Below are 19,564 nucleotides of genomic sequence, written 5' to 3'. Positions count from 1 at the left end.
GTACTGTTGTAATCGGCCTCGTCGGGAGCGGAAATGCTCGGCCTTGCCGCTAACGCCCCGCCGTCAGTGAACAGATAAGGTGGGCTGTAGATCTCGGCACTCTGGTGGTCGATACAATCGGGAGTGGAATCACAAAGTCCACCGCCGCCCACGAACACGCGACCATCGTTCATCAATATGGAAACGCTATGGTAGGTGCGCGCCTCCGACATGCCGGCAACAGTGCGCCAACTATTGGTATGCGGATTATAGATTTCGGCCGCAAAACGGGCACCTACATCGGAAAAAACCACGGCCCGATCAAGCCCTCCGGTAACCAACACCTCTCCGTTGGGCAGTACGACCGTATTCAACATCGTTCGAGAAAATTCCAAATGGTTGGCCGTTGGCGTTACCGATACGGCATTCTCCAAATTGATATCGATTACAAAAGCGTTGTCCTTGGCGGGATGATCGCTATCATAGGATTCCGCACCGCCTACTTTCAATATTTTACCGACGTCGAACATAACCGTGGTACCCTTCATGGAATAGGTATCGGTTCCCCGTAGTCCGGCACTGCTAATGCTACCTGTACCCGTAACATCGATCCAGTGCATTTCTTCGCTTGGTCCGGCATGAAATATTTTTCCGTTCGGCGCGGGCCATAACCAAAGATGGTTATCAATTCTATAGAGTCCTCTTGCTTCCGTATTCAAATCATTGGCCGTAAAAATATCGGCCCCCAAAATTCCCGGAAGCTTGAACCAACCGGTAAGTGGCGACCAAATTTCCGCGTCTTTCTGCCCGTTGGTAGAGGGGTAGTTGCCATCGGCCCAAGATCCTCCCAAGGTAAAAACGGAACCGTCGGAAAGGGTGACGTTTCCTTGGTAGCCCCTTGGAATGTTCATGGTGGCCGCTTCGGTCCACCGCTCCGTAACAGGATCAAAAATGCTGGTTTTATCGCTCGTAGCCCCTCCCGCTGCCATAATTCGCCCATCGGGCAGGTTGTTGATGCCCGGGCAGAACATGTCGTGGCGTGTATTCGAGACAAATTGCCCCAAAGCCTGACCATCGGTACCCAAGGTGGGATCAAAAATTTCCGTATAGGTCGCTCCGGAACTTATCTCTACAAAGGTGGTAGGAGAACTTGCCGCCCAGGTAAGCAATCTACCATCGGGCAAATTGGCCACGGCAACAGGCACGATATCAAACCCGATAGGTACGCTCCACTGCCCTTGTGTTTCCGGGGTTTGCCCGGAACCGGTCAGCATACAAATTAATAAGAAAAAGGCAAATAACGGCTTAGTGCGAGAGGTATACAATGCTCCCATGGTCATCTCGAATTATACAATGTTTCCAGGGGAAAAAGTTGTTGGTTTTGGTGCTGCAAATTTTATACTTCTTCGATGAACCTAGCGATTTAATCGTCAAAAATTAAAATAAATCGATTAACTGCATCTTCCGTATAATCAGGAATATGCACAGTTGGCATGCCATATGCCAACCAACGACAAGACAGACACAGGCGAACGTCCGGCGACATTCCATAAACCCGTCCTTGGTATTGACGCGGCATCTTTATGAACGTATCGATCTTTACATTTTCAATATCAAAAATTACCTGCCTTGGCACCGTTTCCAAAGAAGGTAAGGAACAAGTCCACAGAAGAAAAAGAAATAAAAAAAAGCAAAAGTGTAACAATCGGGAACTTGTTGCATCTTTACAACAAAACATTCACTTTTTGAGCCAGAAAAGAGAACATATTGATGCATTATTACAAAGATGTATTGAAGGGAAGCAAAGCGCCCAACTTGAAGTTTACAACCGCTATTATAAAGCAATGTACAATACGGCCCTAAGGATCGTAAAGGACAGCGCGGAAGCGGAGGATGTAATGCAGGAATCGTTTTTGAACGCGTTTACGAAACTGCACAGCTTTAAAGCGGAAGTTACCTTTGGATCTTGGCTAAAACGAATTGTAGTAAACAACAGCATCTATCATTACAGAAAGCAACAGAAAAAAAATGAGGTTGCCCTGGATGATATTATGTACAAGGTCGAAGACAACGATGCAGTTGTCGCTGATGAGGGTTTTACACAATTGAAGGCTCAAAAAGTGATGGAAACCATGAATCATTTAAAAGACAACTACAGAGTTTCTTTGACCTTACATTTAATTGAGGGCTATGATTATGAAGAGATCAGTAGCATTATGAATATTAGCTATGCAAATTGTAGGACTACGATTTCTAGAGCAAAGGAAAGTTTACGAAAAAAATTGATACACGCATAACCATGGAAAAAGAAAAATTGGAACAGCTGTTCGATAACCTACAGGGTTCTTTTGACATAGCATCCCCCGAGGAAGGCCATCAAGACCGTTTTTTGGCAAAACTCAACAGTTCCAAAGGGGTCGTTACGCTACCAAAAAGGAAAAAAAGCTGGTGGAAACCGGTGTCGATCGCCGCGTCGGCAGCCATACTATTGGCCCTGGGAATCGGTCTTTTTACAAAAGGGCCTTCAGTGGCGGAACAAGTGGCCGAAATTTCACCGGAAGTTTCGCAAAGTCAGTTTTATTTTGCAAATCTTGTTGCGGAACAGGTGCGTACCTTGGAAAATGAAAGTACCCCCGAAACCAAACAGATCGTGGACGACACCATGAAACAGCTTAAACGGCTGGAAGCGGACTACACCCAATTGGAGCAAAACCTTTTGGAAGGTGGAAACAGCAAACTGCTTCTCAGTGCCATGATTACAAATTTTCAGACCAGAATCGATTTGCTTCAAGATGTTCTGAATCGAATTGAAACGATAAAAAATTTAAAAAATTACGATGATGAAAACTACACCCTTTAACTGTATCGTAACAATACTCCTTTGTTTCCCCATTTTGCTTTCTGCAAACAAGGATCCGTTGAAAGGAAGGTATACGAAAGAAAAAACGATCAAAAAAGAATTTAATGTAAACCCGGACGCCTTGTTGAAAGTAGACAATAGCTACGGAAACCTGAATATCACCTCCTGGAAGGAGAATCGTGTGATGATCGAGGTCCATATCAAGACCAATGGCAACAACGAGGAAAAGGTACAGCGCAAACTGGATCAAATAACCGTTGCCTTTGATGGTAGTAGCAGTGTAGTATCGGCCAAGACCATTTTTAACGAAAGTAGAAATAATTGGGGCTGGGGCAGTAATACCAAGGTAAACATGCAGATCAACTATACCATTAAATTACCGATCAAAAACCGGGTAAACCTCAACAACGATTATGGCAGTATCAGTTTGGATCGTGTGGATGGCCATGCAAAGATCAATTGCGATTACGGTCGCCTAGATATCGGGGAACTGAGGGGAAGAAACAACCAATTGAATTTCGATTACACCTCCAATTCAACTATTGGCTACATCAATAGCGGTAAAATAATAGCGGACTATTCGGGCTTCACCATAGAAAAGGCAGGCGATTTGGTCCTGAACGCGGACTATACCAATTCAAAGATCCAAGAAATGGAAAACTTGCAATACACCAGCGATTACGGTAAAATCGAAATTGGGGAAGCCAAGGATGTGAGCGGCACGGGGGACTATATCAGCGTAAGGTTGGGGACCATACATGGTGATGTGGATATTGCGGCCGACTACGGGTCTCTCAAAATCGCAAAATTGGCCGCGGATGCCGGTAACGTAACCCTAAAAACCGATTACACCGGCGTAAAGATCGGATACGACCCCGCCTATTCGTTCGATTTTGAAATAAGCACTTCGTATGCCGGCGTAGGGGGAAAAGAGGACTTTGAGATCAGCATCAGTAATGTTAAATCGACCAGTAAGTACTACAAAGGATTTTATGGTAACGCCAACAGTGGAAACCTGATCACCATATCGAGCGACTATGGTGGCGTATCTTTTTATAAAAATTAATACATCAATCAAAACCCGAACTTCTCGGGACTAAAACTAGAATTATGAAACAAGTATTGAGCCTTAGTTTAATTGCATTATTAAGCATTTCATGTACCGCACAGTGGGGTAAAAAAATCAAGGGAAACGGAAAATCGGTCAACATTGAACGCAGTGTCGGGGAGTATGACGCTATCGGTGTTTCAGGATGGTTCGACGTGTATCTTGTAGACGGAAACGAAGGAAACCTTAGTTTGGAAGGGGAAGAAAACCTTTTGGAGTACCTCGTGACAGAAGTAAAGAACGGAAAATTGATCATTAAAGTTGAAAAAGGATACCAACTAAAACCATCCAATTGGGATAAGGGCATCCGTATTACCGTTCCCGTTGCCAGTATAGACGAGGTGACGCTTTCAGGATCGGGCGATATCGTTGGGGAAAAAACGTTGAAATCGGACCGTTTTAGAACAAGCATGTCCGGTTCCGGCGATATTACCCTGACCGTGGAAACAAACGAAATGGAGGCCAGCATGTCCGGTTCCGGAGATATTACCCTAAGCGGCCAGACCGACAACTTCGATGTAAGCGTTTCTGGTTCCGGAGACGTTAAGGCGTACGACTTGGAAGCGAGCAAAGTAGATGCTACCGTTTCCGGTTCTGCCGATATCAAAATTACGGTAAATAAAATGTTACGTGCCCGTGTTTCGGGATCTGGTGACATTAGTTATCGGGGCAATCCAGAAAAGGTAGATACCAAAACTTCCGGTTCGGGGGACATTTCAAAAGGATAAATACAAAACCATTCGCAAAATGGGTTAAGGCCTCCGAAGTTCGGGGGCTTTTTTTGTGCGTTGCCTTCAAAAGAACCACACTTAACATTTAAGGTAGTTTATGTGAATTCCCCGCAAGGGCATTTTTTTCGGAATGCCGAACTCTTAACAATAACAACATGCCCACCAAAAAAAACAAGCCTAAAAAAATAATGGAATATCGGATACTTCCGGTTATTTGGGCAATGTATCCATAACTCAACATACCGATTACGATACCTATTTTTTCGGACACGTCATAAAAACTAAAGTAGGATGCGGTATCCAATGCCCCCGATGGAATGAGCTTGGAATAGGTTGACCTGGAAAGGGATTGAATGCCCCCCATAACCAAGCCTACGGCTCCCGCGGTACTATAAAATTCAAAGGGCGTGGTTATGGTATAGGCGTAGATACAGATACCGATCCAAATAAGGTTCAGCACGATCAATGTTTGGATGTTTCCAAAACGTTTGGACGATCTTGAGGTAACATATGCGCCTAAAATAGCTACCAATTGAATTAATAAAATACTGACGATCAAACCGATAGTTGGGTCCGTAGTCCCCCAGTCTAGTTCCTCTATGCCGAAATATGTAGCGATCAGCATAATGGTCTGCACCGCCATACTGTACACAAAAAAAGCGCCCAAATATCGTTTTAACGGAACGTTCTTTTTAATTTTCTGCCAGATCAGTTTTAATTCCTTAAAACCGTTGAACAGGATGTCCTTACCAAATTTCTCTTGCTTGTTCCCCTTTGGCAGGTGACGGTAGGTATACTGACTAAAACCGATCCACCAGAGCCCCGTTAACACAAAGGATAAGCGCGTAGGAACGCCACTGTCCTCAAAGCCGAACGCATCGAAATTTAAAATCATGACCAAACAAATAACCAATAACAGTACACTACCCACATACCCGAAGGAAAACCCCTTGGCGCTAATGGCATCTTGCTGTTCAGGGAAGGCGATATCGGGCAAGTAGGAATTATAGAAAACCAAACTGGACCAAAATCCGATCAAGGCCAAAAAATAACAGAGCAATCCAAACCATAGCATTTCCATACTAAACCAATACAGACCGATACAGCACAACGCACCGAGGTAACAAAAGAACTTCATAAAAACCTTTTTATTACCCACATAATCGGCAATACCACTTAATAAGGGACTTAAAAAGGACACCACCAAAAAAGCGGCCGCGGTAACATAACTAATCAGTGTATCATTATTAAAATCGATACCCATAAAGGTAACGGTATCATTGATTACCGCACCCTGCTCGTTTTTCACTATGGTAAGTGCCCCATAAAAAATGGGGAAAATAGCGGAAGAAATCACAAGATTGTATACGGAATTGGCCCAATCGTAAAACGCCCAAGCGTTCAACAATTTTTTACTGCCTTTGGTGAGTGGTGGTTTGGTCATGGCGAAATAAAAAACCGTTCACTTCATGCGAACGGTTCTTAAGATACGATTTATAGCCCAAATAAGGGCGCTATTTAAAACTGGTCACCCCAAATTTTGCGGCTTCTTGTCGTGCCATAGGTGCCCAGGCCGTTAAATTGTTGATTCGAGTATCGTTGGAAGGGTGGGTACTCATAAATTCCGGTGGTGCCTGCCCGCCGCTTTTCGCCTTCATACGGCGCCATAGATTGGCGGCTTCATCAGGGTTATAGCCTGCAATCGCCATAATCTGTAATCCAATGCGATCGGCCTCTGTTTCGTGACTTCTGCTAAAGGGGAGCATTACCCCTACCGTTGACCCTAGGCCATACGCCTGATTAAAGGTGTTTCGGGTACGCTCGTCCTTAATGGCCACGTTACCGGCCACCGCCCCTAATTGCTGTAAGGTACCGGCGCTCATCCGTTGTGCTCCGTGATCCGCCAAAGCATGGGCCACCTCATGCCCCATTACCACGGCAACACCTGTCTCCGTTTGGGTAATGGGCAGTATACCGGTGTAAAAAACGATCTTACCACCGGGCATGCACCAAGCGTTCACCGTTTCGTCCTGCACCAAATTATATTCCCACTTATAATCCTTTAAATATCCTGGATAACCATTGGCGCTCAACCATCGCTCCGCAGCCGATGCGATCCGTTGCCCAACATTGGTGATCATCTGTGCATCCTTGCCGGTCTCCACCACTTTATTTTGATTTAAAAACTGGTCGTATTGGGCAAAAGCGGTCGGAAAAATTTGGCTATTACCGTAAAAGTTCAGCATCTTTTTTCCCGTGAAAGGGTTGGTCTTACAGGCCGCCGAAGCCATAAAAACCAAGAGTATTAAAGCTATTTTTTTCATGTTAAAAGTGTTTAGTACTCGAAAATTACAAAAAGAACTCATCTTGAGTTGTTCTTTTGCCTAAGAATTTCGCATTTTGCACCGTAATTTCCCCATTTTCAGCTTCCGTAGCTCGGGCTATGCAACCATAAAATGGCTTCATTACGTCACAAAAGCCTTCGTTCTCGATTACAAACAACAACTCAAAACAAGTTCAAATTATTTCCCGGTAATGTGCAGTTCGGTGAAATTTTTACTGACCGTGAGCGAGTTGTCCCCGTTCAATTTCAGGTCTTTTAACGCCACTTTTTCATTATCGATCTCTATTTCCACGATCTTAAACGGCAACCCGTGCAAGTTGAACCGGAACGATTCGTAAGGGGTGGTAAAAGCACCGTCCTTATATTGTTGGACAATCAGTTGTTTTGGCTTACCGATCAATTTAAACTTGCGTAAGCTGTACTTCCCCTGCGTATAGTCGAATCCTTCCTGACTGTCCTCGTAGACCGAGGAAAGCTCCACCCCTTCTTTATAATACAGATCCAACACCAATTCTTCCAGTTCCACTTCCCCAACATATTGTTGGACGGGATATTTTGGAATTATCGCCCCTTCTTTTATAAACAACGGTATTTCGTCCAGTTCTGCGGGCACCCACTTTTCAAGACCTCCGTCCACCACTTCCTCTGTCCAGAAATTATACCATTTTCCCCTTGGTATGTACATGCGCCTTCCTTGGGCATTTGGCTCTTGTACCGGGCATACCAGTATATGGTCGCCAAAGATAAATTCATCGGTCCTGAAGTGTGTTTGGTTGTCCTCCTGATCAAAATGCACTAGGGACTGCAACATCGGAATCCCATCGTTTACATATTTGTAGAACATGGTGTACAGATAAGGTAACAACTGATAACGGAGTTCGATAAACTTTCGAACGATATCCGTAACCTCATCCCCAAAGGACCAGGGTTCCTGATCGCCATGATCACCACTGCTGTGTACACGACAGAAGGGGTGAAAAACCCCGAGTTGTATCCACCTTGCGAACAATTCCCCATTGGGTTGTTCGGCAAAACCACCAATATCGGAACCTACAAAGGAATAGCCGCTCATGCACATGCGCTGCATTTGTACATTGGCGATCCATAAATGTTCCCAAGTAGCAACATTATCGCCCGTCCAGGTGGAAGCGTATCTTTGCGTTCCCGAAAACGCGGCCCTGGTGATAACGAACGGTCGTTTTGGGTAAACGTATTTTTTAACCCCCTCATAAGTGGCACGAACCATCTGCATACCGTATATATTGTGGGCCTTTCGATGGGTACAGGGGTGCCCGTCAAAATTGTGACGGGTATCCAAAGGCGCGGTTTTTCCGGGCACTTCCATCACCGCGGGTTCGTTCATGTCGTTCCAAACGGCATCAACACCCATTTCGGCCATAAACTCTTTGTAGAGTTCGGCCCACCATTCGCGTACCTCCGGATTGGTGAAATCGGGAAAGTTGCATTCCCCCGGCCACACTTTTCCGTGCATATAGGGTCCATCGCCCCTACGACAGAAATATCCCTTCTCCATGGCCTCACGGTATACCCAATAGTCCTTGTCTATTTTAATACCGGGATCGATCATGACCACGGTCTTAAACCCATCTTCCTTTAGCTCCTTCATCATTCGCTTGGGTTCCGGAAAATGATTTTTATCCCAGGTAAAACAGCGAAAACCGTCCATATAATCGATGTCCAAATAAATGGCATCGCAGGGAATGCGCAAGTCTCGAAATTGTTTGGCGATTTCCTTCACCCTACTCTCGGGAAAATAACTCCATTTGGACTGGTGATAGCCCAATGCCCAAAGCGGTGGGAGTTCCGGGGTACCGGTCAAATCGGTATATAGCCGTACTACTTTCGACATTTCCGGACCGTAAAAGAAATAATAGTTCATTTCACCGCCATCGGCCCAGAAGCTGGTGGCGTTGCGCCTTTCGTGCGCAAAATCGAAATAGGAACGGAAACTGTTGTCAAAGAAAATACCATAGGCCCTATTCTTGTTCAGGCCGATATAAAATGGAATCGCCTTGTATAACGGCTCTTGATCTTTACCATAGGCATACTGGTCCATTACCCAGTTGTTGACCCGCTTTCCCTTAAGGTTAAGATGTGTTGCCTTATCGCCCATTCCGTAAAAGCTCTCGCCGGTTTGGGTGATTTTGCTCATTTTAACAGTGTTCCCACCATACTGATAGTTTTCCTCCCAGTGAAAGCCGATTTCATCTTCGTTGAGGATGTTGCCTTCCAAATCGGAGATTTGGGTACGCAAGGAAGCCTTATCGACCAAAATTTTCACTCGGGTCGTTTCTATGTAATATTCACTATCGGTTTCGGTAACTTCCAACCGATTGTAGCCCCTGCTGGCATTCTCGCTAACGGCATATGAAAAATCGGGCTCAAAGGTATGCCCGGTAGCATATCTAAAACGGATGGTACTGTTCCGCATTACGGTAATCTGTAAAATGACCCCGTTTTCGGTAGTGAAATATAATTTGTCGGTATCCTGTCTAAAGTCGACTATTTTATTGGGATAGAGGTTCCCTTTATATTCTAACTCGGTATTCGTAATCATAACCTATTTATTTTTTGGGAACAGCAAAAAAAGCACATTACCGTCGAATAATGAAACATATACATCCTGAATTGACGACTATTGCGTTTTCTTCGGTCAATCTTACTTAAAAATAACAATACTTAAAGGGGGAAGCGTTATTTCAACGGATTTGGAATGCCCGTGCCACGGGGTATTCTGTAGTTTTGAAATTGCACAGTCGGTACCGGAACCGCCATACTTGACATCGTCGCTGTTGAAAAGGGGTTTGGGCACACCGGATTTCTTTGGAATCCCAATGCGATAGTCCACCCTTGGTGCCGGTGTAAGGTTCAATGCGATGTAAAGATCATTTTTGGAATCCTCGCCCTTTCTAATATAGGTAAGTACGCAATTTTCATGATCGCCATAATCGATCCATTGAAAACCTTCGGAATCGAACTGTTTCTGATAAAGCGCGGGTTGCTTTTTGTAGAGTTCATTGAGCCCCTTTATGGTTTCTTGAATCCCTTTATGGCCGTCGTATTGGGTCAGGTGCCAATCGAGACTTTGTTGAAAGTTCCATTCTTCGGTCTGCCCGAATTCGCCGCCCATAAATATCAAATTGGTACCGGGGTGGGTAAACATGTATCCGAAAAGCAGTCTTAAATTGGCAAAGCGTTGCCATTCATCACCCGGCATTCGGTAAACCAACGACTTTTTACCATACACCACCTCATCATGCGAAAAAGGCAACATAAAGTTCTCGGTAAACGCATAGGTCATACTAAAGGTCAGATCGTTCTGATGGTGCTTTCGGTATATCGGATCTTTTTTAAAGTATTCCAAGGTATCGTGCATCCAGCCCATCATCCATTTCATACCAAAACCCAACCCTCCGAAATTGACTGGTTTTGAAACTCCGGTAAACGCCGTGGATTCCTCGGCAATGGTCTGAACATCGGGATAGTTCCCATATACGGTTTCGTTCAGTTCCCGAATAAAGCTCATGGCCTCCAGGTTTTCATTGTTCCCGTACATATTGGGTTCCCACTCCCCTTCTTCACGGGAATAGTCCAAATACAACATGGAAGCAACGGCATCTACCCGCAGCGCATCGGCATGGAACTGATCTAACCAAAATAAGGCATTACTGATCAGAAAAGCCCTTACCTCGTTCCTACCATAGTTGAAGATCAGACTCTTCCAATCGGGGTGGTACCCTCTTCTACGGTCGGGGTGTTCGTACAAGTGTGATCCATCGAAAAAACCAAGACCATGGGCATCTTCCGGAAAATGGGAAGGTACCCAGTCCAAAATCACCCCGATACCGTTTTGATGCAGCTTATCTACCAATAGTTTGAACCCTTGCGGCTCCCCAAAACGGGAGGTCGGAGCAAAATAGCCTGTAAGCTGGTACCCCCAGGAAGGGTCGTACGGATATTCCATTATAGGCATGAACTCTACATGGGTAAAGCCCATTTCCTTCACATATTGCACCAATTCTACAGCGAGTTCCTCGTAGGAAAGAAACGCGTTATCCCCTTTCCGTTTCCAAGACCCCAAATGCACCTCATAAACGGAGAACGGACTATTCAATGCATTTTTGGCTTTTCTGTCCTTCATCCATTTGGCATCCTTCCATTTGTAGGAGTCGTCCCAGACGACGGAAGCCGTATTGGGCGGATGTTCGCAATAGCGCGCAAACGGATCGGCCTTTTCGGTAACGGCCCCATGATTGTTGGACTTGATATGGTACTTGTACACCTCGCCTTTACCGATATTCGGAATAAACCCCTCCCATATGCCACTTTCGTCCCAGCGGACGTTAAGCGGATGTTCATGGCTCAACCAATAGTTGAAATTCCCAATTACGGAAACCGCTTTGGCCGAGGGCGCCCAAACGGCAAAATACGTTCCTTTTACCCCGTCTACCGTCATGGGATGCGAACCCAATTTTTCATAAAGTCGATAGTGTTTTCCCGATTTAAAAAGATCGATATCAAAATCGGAAAATACGCTATGCGGTACTACATTGCCCATATACTTTTTTTTATTGCTTCGTTATTCGTCGATACCGCAAAATTGGATTCTTTCAAAAAAGCGCGGTATGTTCTATTGTTTTAGTCTTGGTTGTCCATGATGCCCAAAATTCCTTCCAAAGGAATCACTGCCCAACGAGGGCGGGAATTCATCTCATACCCCAATTCATAAATGGCCTTTTCCAACATGGAGTATTTGAGGATGAAGATGCGTTCTTGACGGTATCCAATATTTAAATTGTTTGCCTGGATCAAAGTGGTATACGCCTCTAAAAATACACCTATAAAAAACTTATAGAGCGTTTCCCCAGCCTTAAAAAGGTCTTCTTGCGAATAGGGATAGCTTTCGCCATTGTTGAATATGGTAGCGTAAATGGCATAATGGAACGACCTGAAAATTCCGGCAACGTCCTTTAAAGGTGGGTGTTTAACCTTCCGGTCCCGAATGGTACTTTCCGGCTCCCCTTCAAAATCGAGCAAGTAAAAATCATCGTCCTGAACCAATATCTGGCCCAAATGATAGTCGCCATGCACGCGGATACGCTCGCCTTTTAGCTTGGTCCAATCAAATTTCACAAAGCGCCTGCGAATCTCATTTTTACGTTCCAAAAAGGTCTTTACCAATTCGGCCGCCCTACCCTCCAACTTGTGCAGGTTGTTTTCGACGCTGTTCAAGCGGTTTTGAAACTGATACAGCAATCGGTTTTTCAGCCACACTTCATAATCGCTATTAAAATGTTTGGGGGTAAAAGCAGTATCCTCAAATTCCGAACCAAGGGCCACATGCATTTCAGCCGTGCGCTTGGCCATCACCTGTAATTTTAAAAAAATACTCAACCCGGCCCAATCGATAATTTCGGGCGGTACGTCCCTGATCTCCAATCGTTGGAACAATTGGGTATCGGGCAAACGATCTACTTCTATTTTTTTGTACTCCAGATTTAAGAATACCTTGTGTACCTCCTTCAACATAAAATCCCAAGCATCTCCTTCATTGGGTACTAATTGTTGCAATAACGCTATGGTAATATTATCCTTGTCCTTATCTACGATACTCACATTTCCCAAATAGGCAGGGGTATTGCGATACCCTTTTTTTTCGGACAAAAACTGGCTCATTTCAAAATCCGGATTTTTATCGGCATAGATCCTCCTAAAGAACTTGATTACGGAGGTGTCATTATAGATAATGGAAGTATTGCTCTGCTCCAGTCCCATAAAGCGGGAAGACACATAGGCGGTATCGGTAAAAAGGGAACTTCGGTGATACCGAACGGGAGTAGTATCGTTCGGTTCCGCATTCATGATGCGTTCGAACACCAACTTCCGAAAGGCTTCCAGATTAATAGCGTCGATGATATACCCGGTCTGCCCATTGATCGTCAAAGGCAATATGCGATCTTCTTTGGCGAAGCTCTCATCGGTAACAAAGGCGATCGGTAGAAAGTAATGCTGATAAAAGGCTTCTTGAAAATTGACTTCCAATAACAGTCCATAATAGACTTCGCCATGTTGTTGGATCCTGAAATATTGGTTGAGCTCTATGTATTTCAATTGGCTGGACTTACCTCCGTACCACCGCTGCCTAAGGATATAGTCTTCCAAAACGTCCGAAAGAAAGATTTTTACGAAAGAGGCGTCTTCCAAAAGGCTTTCCCAGGTAGCTTCAAATACATAGGGCGGTCGCAGCAGGCTTTCTTTGTTCTTCTTGGCCATGACTTATTTTCTTATGTGGAAAATATGAAAGGGCAGGTTCGGCCCCAGTTCTATATAGTTCCATTCATTGTTCCAAATGTAGCTATTGTTGCTTATCAGGTCATATACCGCTATGCTTTCACCGTGTTCCATACCCAAAGCGGCCATCGGTAATTGCACATGACCAATTTGTGTGTGATGGGAATCAAGGCTCACTACGATCAAGGTTTGATCGGTTCGATCGTCGTTCCATTTATGAAAGGCGATCAGTTGTTCGTTCTCCATGGCACAAAACCGAATGTTGTTCGTTTGCTGCAGGGACGGATGGTTTTTGCGTATCTGGTTGATCTGTTCGATCAAATAGGTCAGCTTATTTTCGATCGTCCAGTCCCAATGCCGTACCTCGTACTTTTCGGAATGGAGGTATTCTTCCTTATTCGGCATGGCATCGGACACCATATATTCGAATACCGGACCGTAAATACCCAAGTTTCCGCTTAGGGTGGCGGCAAGGGCATAACGGATCAAATGCATGGCCTCGTTACTTCCCTGAAGGTGATATGGGTTAATATCGGGGGTATTGGGCCAAAAGTTGGGCCGGTAATACTCCTTCATGTCCGACTGTGTCAATTCGGTCATGTATTCGATCAATTCGTGCTTGGCCACCCTCCAAGTAAAATAGGTATAGCTCTGGGAAAACCCTTGTTTGGCCAATTGCTGCATAACTTTCGGTCGGGAAAAAGCTTCTGCTAAAAACAGCACGTCGGGATATTTTTTTTTGACTTCCCCAATAAGCCAATTCCAAAAATAATAGGGTTTGGTATGTGGGTTGTCCACCCTAAAAATATGCACCCCACATTTTACCCAATGCAAGGTTACGCTGAGCAACTCGTTCCATAAGGCCTTAAATTCCTTTGTTTCGTAATGGAAGTTTACGATATCCTGATATTTCTTCGGTGGATTTTCGGCGTATTGAATGGTACCATCGGGGCGTTTTCGAAACCATTCCGGATGTGTTTCGATATATGGGTGATCTGGAGCGGCCTGAAAAGCGAGATCCATAGCGATCTCTATTCCCATATTCGCCGCCTTTCTCACCAAGTCCTTAAAGTCCTTTTCGGTCCCCAACTCGGGATGTATCGCCTTATGACCACCATGTTTGGAGCCAATGGCCCACGGAACTCCCGAATCGCCTTCTTTTGCGGTTACGGTATTGTTCTTTCCCTTACGGTGGACTTCCCCTATGGGATGTACGGGAGGGAAATAGAGCACATCAAAACCCATATCGGCAATACGGGGCAATAGACGCTCACAGTCCTTGAAGGTACCATGCTGGCCATATTCCGGAGCGGCAGACCTCGGAAAAAATTCGTACCACGTACTAAAATTGGCCTTTTTACGATCTACATAAACTTGAAGCACGGCACTCTCGTTTGCCAAATTCCTTTGGGGAAACGTTAAGAACAATTGGTGTAGTTTCTCGGAAACCGCCTCCGATATGGCCGTATCATATGCGCTGTCATCCTTAAAAACAGTGATTAATTTTTTAAGGTAGGCCTGCGATTTTTTCAAGGCCTTTTTTTGGAGCCACTTTAGGTATTGTACGCCATCTAGCAATTCGCTACTTACCTGCTGGCCGTCGTCAAGTTTCGCCTGAATACCATGCTGCCAATTTAGCGCGTGGTCTACCCATCCCCTTATCCGGTACTCATAAAACCCGGGTTGTTGAACGGTAAACTGGGCCTTGAAAACGTCCTGGCCCAAATGTGCCATTCGAATTTCATCAAATTTTGTTCGCTTTTCGTGCCGCACCAATAATTCGGCCTGAATCAAGTCGTGCCCGTCTCCCAAAACATCGGAATGTACCACAACATTCTCCCCCACTACCCGTTTGATAAAAAATGCACCTGATTGAAGTTGCGGCCTTACGTTCTCGATGACCACTCGTTCCTGTTTCCACATAACGACCCTATTTCGTTGATTTTGTTAAAAATAGGGAATTAACCTTTAACCCAAAATGGGAATTTTATATTTTTTTGTTGCCCTTACCGACCTAAAAAAACGGATGCAACCATTTTTGGAACGCTTTTTGAAACAGAGATTACAGAAATAACAAATGGTTTCGGGATGGCAACCAATGAACGATACCGCTTAAATACGATATTATGAAAAAAGTGACTTTAGCCCTAGCTGCCTGTATGGCATTATTCTTTATTTCCTGTGAAGGACCACAAGGACCTCCTGGATTTGATGGCTTTGATGGTAACAATGGACTTGACGGGCAGGACGGTATACAGGGACAGGTATTTGAATTGGAAGGGGTAAATTTCGGTTATGATGCCGAGGCCAACCTTTGGAGTGTAGTGGAAACCTTTGCCGACTATACCAATTTTGAAATTTTTGAATCCGATGCCGTTTTGGTGTATCGTTTTGATGGCCAGATCGATTTGGCGGATGGCAGCACTGCCGATGCATGGAGCTTGATCCCACAGAATTTTTTCGTTCCAGAAGGAACAATGCAGTATACGGTGGCGCATACTTTTTTGGATTTTGAACTGTTTATCGATGGTAATTTCGACCTTTCCCTTTTAAGCACCGATTTTACGGACAACCAAACCTTCCGTATCGTCATCGTGCCCAGCGAATTTTTACAAAGCGCCGATTTTGACCAAACCAATATCGATAGCGTTATGGGTAAAATGGGACTTGAAATGAACCAAATACAAAAACTGGAACTCCAATAACAATGAACTCATTTATCCGTATGTATCGGAAATGGTACAACCGAAACGGTACGACGTTCGGACATTTAACACATAGGGTTTTACTTTTTTCGACACTTAGAAAAAATACCACTGCACAAACGGTGCACTTTTGAAAGGAATCCCGCATTTTTACGACAAAAACTAAAACTATGGAACCCATGAAAAAACTTTTAATAGCACTGTGTATCGTATTTGTCGGTTGCAAGGGCAACTCTCAAAAACAGGAGCGGACCGCGGAAAAAACGGACCAAAAGGAAACCGCCTACGCCGTAACCAAAACAGAGGCGGAATGGAAAAAAGAACTCACCGCGGAGGAATTTTACGTGTTGCGAAAAGCCGCAACCGAAAATGCTTTTACCAGTGACCTTTTGGAAAACAAAAAGGAAGGTACTTATGTCTGTGCTGCTTGCTCGACCCCTTTGTTCAAAAGTGACACTAAATTTGATTCCGGTACCGGATGGCCCAGTTTTTATAAAGAGATCGAAGGCAATGTGGCCTATGATACCGACTACAAAATAGGATACGCACGAACCGAGGAACACTGTGCGACCTGTGGGGGACATTTGGGACACGTTTTTGATGACGGCCCGCAACCTACCGGAAAACGACACTGCATTAATGGTGTGGCACTGGATTTTGTTCCCGCTGCTAAGGAATAATACCATTTTAATTTTGAAAAGGTATAACGACATGCATACCGACTTTTGATAGCCAACCTCACCTGATTATGGTAGGGAAAAAGCTGCATCGGTAGCCAACGATGTTTTCTGGTTTGCAATTTTGGTCCGGTTTTCGGATATTTCCATCCTATGCTAGAAGCCAGCCACTATGTTGATAGCGTCCTTTTTGAGTTTCGGCGGTACAAAACGCTTGGGGACCATACCTTTACGCAACTCACCTATCCCGAACTGCTGTACCGGTCAAATGATGCGGAGAATACTATTGCGCTCATCGTAAAACACATGGTCGGGAACATGAAAAGCAGGTGGACCAACTTTTTAACGGAGGACGGCGAGAAGGAATGGCGTAACCGGGAGTCGGAATTTGAGTCGCCCTATGCTTCTAAAAAAGAGTTGGTATCGGCCTGGGATTCCGGTTGGCAGTGCCTCTTCGATGCCTTGTCACAAATCGATGCAACCTCATTTGGAAATACCATTAAGATCAGGGGCGAATCGCATTCGATCGTTCAAGCGGCACATCGGCAGTTGGCACATTATTCGTACCATGTGGGGCAAATTGTTTTTTTGGGCAAACAACTGAAAAAAGAGCAATGGCAGTCCCTATCCATACCCAAAGGCGGGTCGGAAGCTTTTAACCAAACTACCTTCGGATTGCACAAGGCATCGAACCAACCGAACAAACAACGGAAAAAAACGTAAATGGTATACTAAAGATGAGAATCTGCACTCCCGTTTACTTGCTGCGCTATTACCCTGCAACTTGACCGTGCAGCCTTACAATGTTTTAAATTGGTATAAAACTTTAGCGTGTTTTCGCCTCGTTCCAAAAAACGTTCATCTCGTCCAAGGTCATGTCCTTTAATTCCTTATCCATATCCTTGGCTTTTCCTTCCAGGTATTTGAACCGTTTTATAAATTTTTTATTGGTGCGCTCCAAGGCATTTTCGGGATTTACACCTAAAAACCGGGCATAATTGATCATTGAAAAAAGTACGTCGCCGAACTCCGAAGCAACGCGGTCCGGGCTGCCGTTGCTTACTTCTTCCTGTAGTTCCCCTAGTTCTTCCTGTACCTTTTCCCAAACCTGTTCGGGTTTTTCCCAATCGAACCCGATACCGGCAACCTTATCTTGTATGCGGTTGGCCTTCACCACCGCCGGCAATCCATTGGGCACTCCTTCCAAAACACTCTTTTTACCTTCTTTAAGCTTGATCTGCTCCCAATTTTGTTGTACCTCTTCAGCGCTGTCCACGGAAAGGTCCCCATAAATGTGGGGATGTCTATGGATCAGTTTTTCCGAAATACCGTTACAGACATCGGCGATATCAAAATGGTCGGTCTCACTGCCAATTTTGGCGTAAAAAACAATGTGTAACAATACATCGCCCAGCTCCTTTCGCACCTCGTCCAAATCGTTGTCCAGAATGGCATCGGCCAGCTCATAGGTTTCCTCGATCGTCAAATGGCGAAGACTTTCCATGGTCTGCTTTTTGTCCCACGGGCATTTTTCCCGCAACTCGTCCATAATCGTAAGCAAGCGATCAAATGCTTTTAATTGCGCGGCTCTAGTGTTCATTGTCATAAATTTTATCAAAAATACGACCCGGCGCGTTCATCATACTCAAAATCCGGTTACAATTTCAAAAAAGACACCGCCGTATCCTTTAAAGGGCCATTTTCCCTTTAAACGAGGTGACGGATTTATTTCTTAGTGATTAGCGGCCATACAAAATATCCCGGCACAGGCTATCGGGTATTTTTCGTTACCTCGGACTCGTTGGTTTTCAAACCCTTTTCATCTGTTTACATTTATTGTTTTTTAATGGTCAGATGTAATTCGCCAATAATCATTTCGGTTGGTATCAAGAATTGTTATGGCTCATTTCATAAGTGTATTCTTGTGCAGAATGGAAAACTCACTATTGAAGGTTCTCTTTTCTCAAAAATTCTTGGTTCTTTCTCGTATATTAAGGCCTTCAATTAAAACATGTATATGACAACAAGAAGGTCTTTTATAAAACGATCGGGTACGGCGGCAATTGGCGCACTTGTACTACCGACTATGGGTTGTTCTGCACCGTCACCGGCTTTTGGCGTGCAATTGTACTCTTTTCGGGATGCATTGGCCAAAGATGCTATAAAAACCTTAGAGGGAATCGCCGGGCTTGGTATAAAAAAAATTGAATCGGCCCGCAGTGACAAAGGATTGTATTACGGATTGCGCCCCGAACAAATGGGTGAGGTATGTGCCGATCTGGGCATGCAGCTGATCAGTGGGCACGTTCACTTGGACGACACCTTTGAAAACACCATGGAACAAGCGGCCGCTTCCGGGCAGGAATACGTCATCTGTTCCTCCCTACCCACTAACGGGCAACATATCGATAATTACAAAAGCGTGGCCGAAGCCTTTAATAAGGCCGGGGAAGCCTGTAAAAAAATGGGACTTAAATTCGGATACCACAATCACGAGTACGAGTTCGAATCGGACAAAGGCACTGTGCTCTACGATATTTTAATGGACGAGACCGTACCGGAGTTGGTACATATGGAACTCGACCTCGGTTGGGTAATCGTTGCAAAAAAAGATCCACTGCATTACTTCGAAAAGTATCCCGGAAGGTTCCCGCTTTGGCACTTGAAGGACATGAACCTGGCCAACAATGAAAGTACGGAGTTCGGTAAAGGGGCCTTGGACATCAAAAAAATGATGCAGTACCAGAAGCAGTCAGGTGTCGACCATATTTTTATCGAACAGGAAGAGTATGCCAGCACTCCCATGGAGAGCATGCAACACAATATGGATTTCTTAAAACAACTATAG

Annotated in this window: 16 protein-coding genes; 8 read left to right on the top strand and 8 right to left on the bottom strand. The window is 44.8% G+C overall.

Translation table 11 applies throughout. The features are described 5' to 3' along the window. Positions 1–1,253, bottom strand: a 1,253-nt coding sequence (locus ACRD7P_RS18125) for a hypothetical protein (RefSeq protein WP_430909113.1), incomplete at its 3' end; no start/stop codon positions are given. A gap of 471 nt (positions 1,254–1,724) precedes the next feature. Between ACRD7P_RS18125 and ACRD7P_RS18120 the strand changes: the two genes are divergently transcribed. The 4 genes from ACRD7P_RS18120 to ACRD7P_RS18105 are packed head-to-tail and all read left to right on the top strand — an operon-like array spanning position 1,725 to position 4,675. Beyond that, positions 1,725–2,276 (top strand): RNA polymerase sigma factor, encoded by a 552-nt coding sequence (locus ACRD7P_RS18120; protein ID WP_430909112.1) that lies wholly within the window; start codon positions 1,725–1,727, stop codon positions 2,274–2,276. A gap of 2 nt (positions 2,277–2,278) precedes the next feature. After that, a complete protein-coding gene (locus ACRD7P_RS18115; RefSeq protein WP_430909111.1) occupies positions 2,279–2,839 on the top strand; it encodes a hypothetical protein in 561 nt (186 codons plus the stop codon). After that, complete coding sequence (locus ACRD7P_RS18110) at positions 2,820–3,905, top strand: hypothetical protein (protein WP_430909109.1); 1,086 nt, start codon at positions 2,820–2,822, stop codon at positions 3,903–3,905. Before ACRD7P_RS18115 ends, ACRD7P_RS18110 begins: the two co-directional genes overlap by 20 nt. Positions 3,906–3,949: 44 nt before the next feature. After that, the gene (locus ACRD7P_RS18105) at positions 3,950–4,675 is read left to right on the top strand and encodes a head GIN domain-containing protein (protein ID WP_430909108.1); all 726 of its coding nucleotides are present in this window, start codon (positions 3,950–3,952) and stop codon (positions 4,673–4,675) included. A gap of 88 nt (positions 4,676–4,763) precedes the next feature. Here ACRD7P_RS18105 and ACRD7P_RS18100 read toward each other — a convergent pair whose 3' ends face one another. The 6 genes from ACRD7P_RS18100 to ACRD7P_RS18075 all read right to left on the bottom strand — a co-directional run bounded on the left by ACRD7P_RS18100 (position 4,764) and on the right by ACRD7P_RS18075 (position 15,257). Beyond that, on the bottom strand, positions 4,764–6,122 hold the full coding sequence (locus ACRD7P_RS18100; RefSeq protein ID WP_430909106.1) for an MFS transporter: 1,359 nt from the start codon (positions 6,120–6,122) through the stop codon (positions 4,764–4,766). 70 nt (positions 6,123–6,192) lie between these two features. Continuing rightward, the gene (locus ACRD7P_RS18095; protein ID WP_430909105.1) at positions 6,193–7,002 is read right to left on the bottom strand and encodes a M48 family metallopeptidase; all 810 of its coding nucleotides are present in this window, start codon (positions 7,000–7,002) and stop codon (positions 6,193–6,195) included. Positions 7,003–7,200: 198 nt separating this feature from the next. Continuing rightward, complete coding sequence (locus ACRD7P_RS18090; RefSeq protein WP_430909104.1) at positions 7,201–9,600, bottom strand: glycoside hydrolase family 31 protein; 2,400 nt, start codon at positions 9,598–9,600, stop codon at positions 7,201–7,203. Between the two features lie 102 nt (positions 9,601–9,702). Continuing rightward, positions 9,703–11,601, bottom strand: a complete 1,899-nt coding sequence (gene glgB, locus ACRD7P_RS18085; protein ID WP_430909103.1) for a 1,4-alpha-glucan branching protein GlgB — start codon at positions 11,599–11,601, stop codon at positions 9,703–9,705. An 80-nt stretch (positions 11,602–11,681) separates the two neighbouring features. After that, positions 11,682–13,316: a maltokinase N-terminal cap-like domain-containing protein gene (locus ACRD7P_RS18080; RefSeq protein ID WP_430909101.1), complete on the bottom strand. Its 1,635-nt coding sequence runs from the start codon at positions 13,314–13,316 to the stop codon at positions 11,682–11,684. Positions 13,317–13,319: 3 nt separating this feature from the next. Then, on the bottom strand, positions 13,320–15,257 hold the full coding sequence (locus ACRD7P_RS18075; protein WP_430909100.1) for an alpha-1,4-glucan--maltose-1-phosphate maltosyltransferase: 1,938 nt from the start codon (positions 15,255–15,257) through the stop codon (positions 13,320–13,322). A gap of 203 nt (positions 15,258–15,460) precedes the next feature. On the opposite strand from ACRD7P_RS18075, the gene ACRD7P_RS18070 reads away from it, so the two are divergent. The 3 genes from ACRD7P_RS18070 (at position 15,461) to ACRD7P_RS18060 (ending at position 17,439) form a co-directional block, all read left to right on the top strand. Next, a complete protein-coding gene (locus ACRD7P_RS18070; protein ID WP_430909099.1) occupies positions 15,461–16,039 on the top strand; it encodes a collagen-like triple helix repeat-containing protein in 579 nt (192 codons plus the stop codon). 179 nt (positions 16,040–16,218) lie between these two features. Next, positions 16,219–16,719 (top strand): peptide-methionine (R)-S-oxide reductase MsrB, encoded by a 501-nt coding sequence (msrB, locus tag ACRD7P_RS18065; protein ID WP_430909098.1) that lies wholly within the window; start codon positions 16,219–16,221, stop codon positions 16,717–16,719. A 150-nt stretch (positions 16,720–16,869) separates the two neighbouring features. Beyond that, positions 16,870–17,439, top strand: coding sequence for a DUF1572 family protein (locus tag ACRD7P_RS18060; protein WP_430909097.1), 570 nt, complete (start codon positions 16,870–16,872; stop codon positions 17,437–17,439). Positions 17,440–17,542: 103 nt separating this feature from the next. Here ACRD7P_RS18060 and mazG read toward each other — a convergent pair whose 3' ends face one another. Further along, on the bottom strand, positions 17,543–18,316 hold the full coding sequence (mazG, locus tag ACRD7P_RS18055) for a nucleoside triphosphate pyrophosphohydrolase (RefSeq protein WP_430909096.1): 774 nt from the start codon (positions 18,314–18,316) through the stop codon (positions 17,543–17,545). A gap of 417 nt (positions 18,317–18,733) precedes the next feature. Between mazG and ACRD7P_RS18050 the strand changes: the two genes are divergently transcribed. Then, a complete protein-coding gene (locus ACRD7P_RS18050; protein WP_430909095.1) occupies positions 18,734–19,564 on the top strand; it encodes a sugar phosphate isomerase/epimerase family protein in 831 nt (276 codons plus the stop codon).

The organism is Maribacter sp. 2-571 (assembly GCF_050589625.1).
GTDB lineage: Bacteria > Bacteroidota > Bacteroidia > Flavobacteriales > Flavobacteriaceae > Pelagihabitans.
Note: the sequence above shows the minus strand (reverse complement) of the source record. Positions and strands in the feature narration are given on the sequence as shown.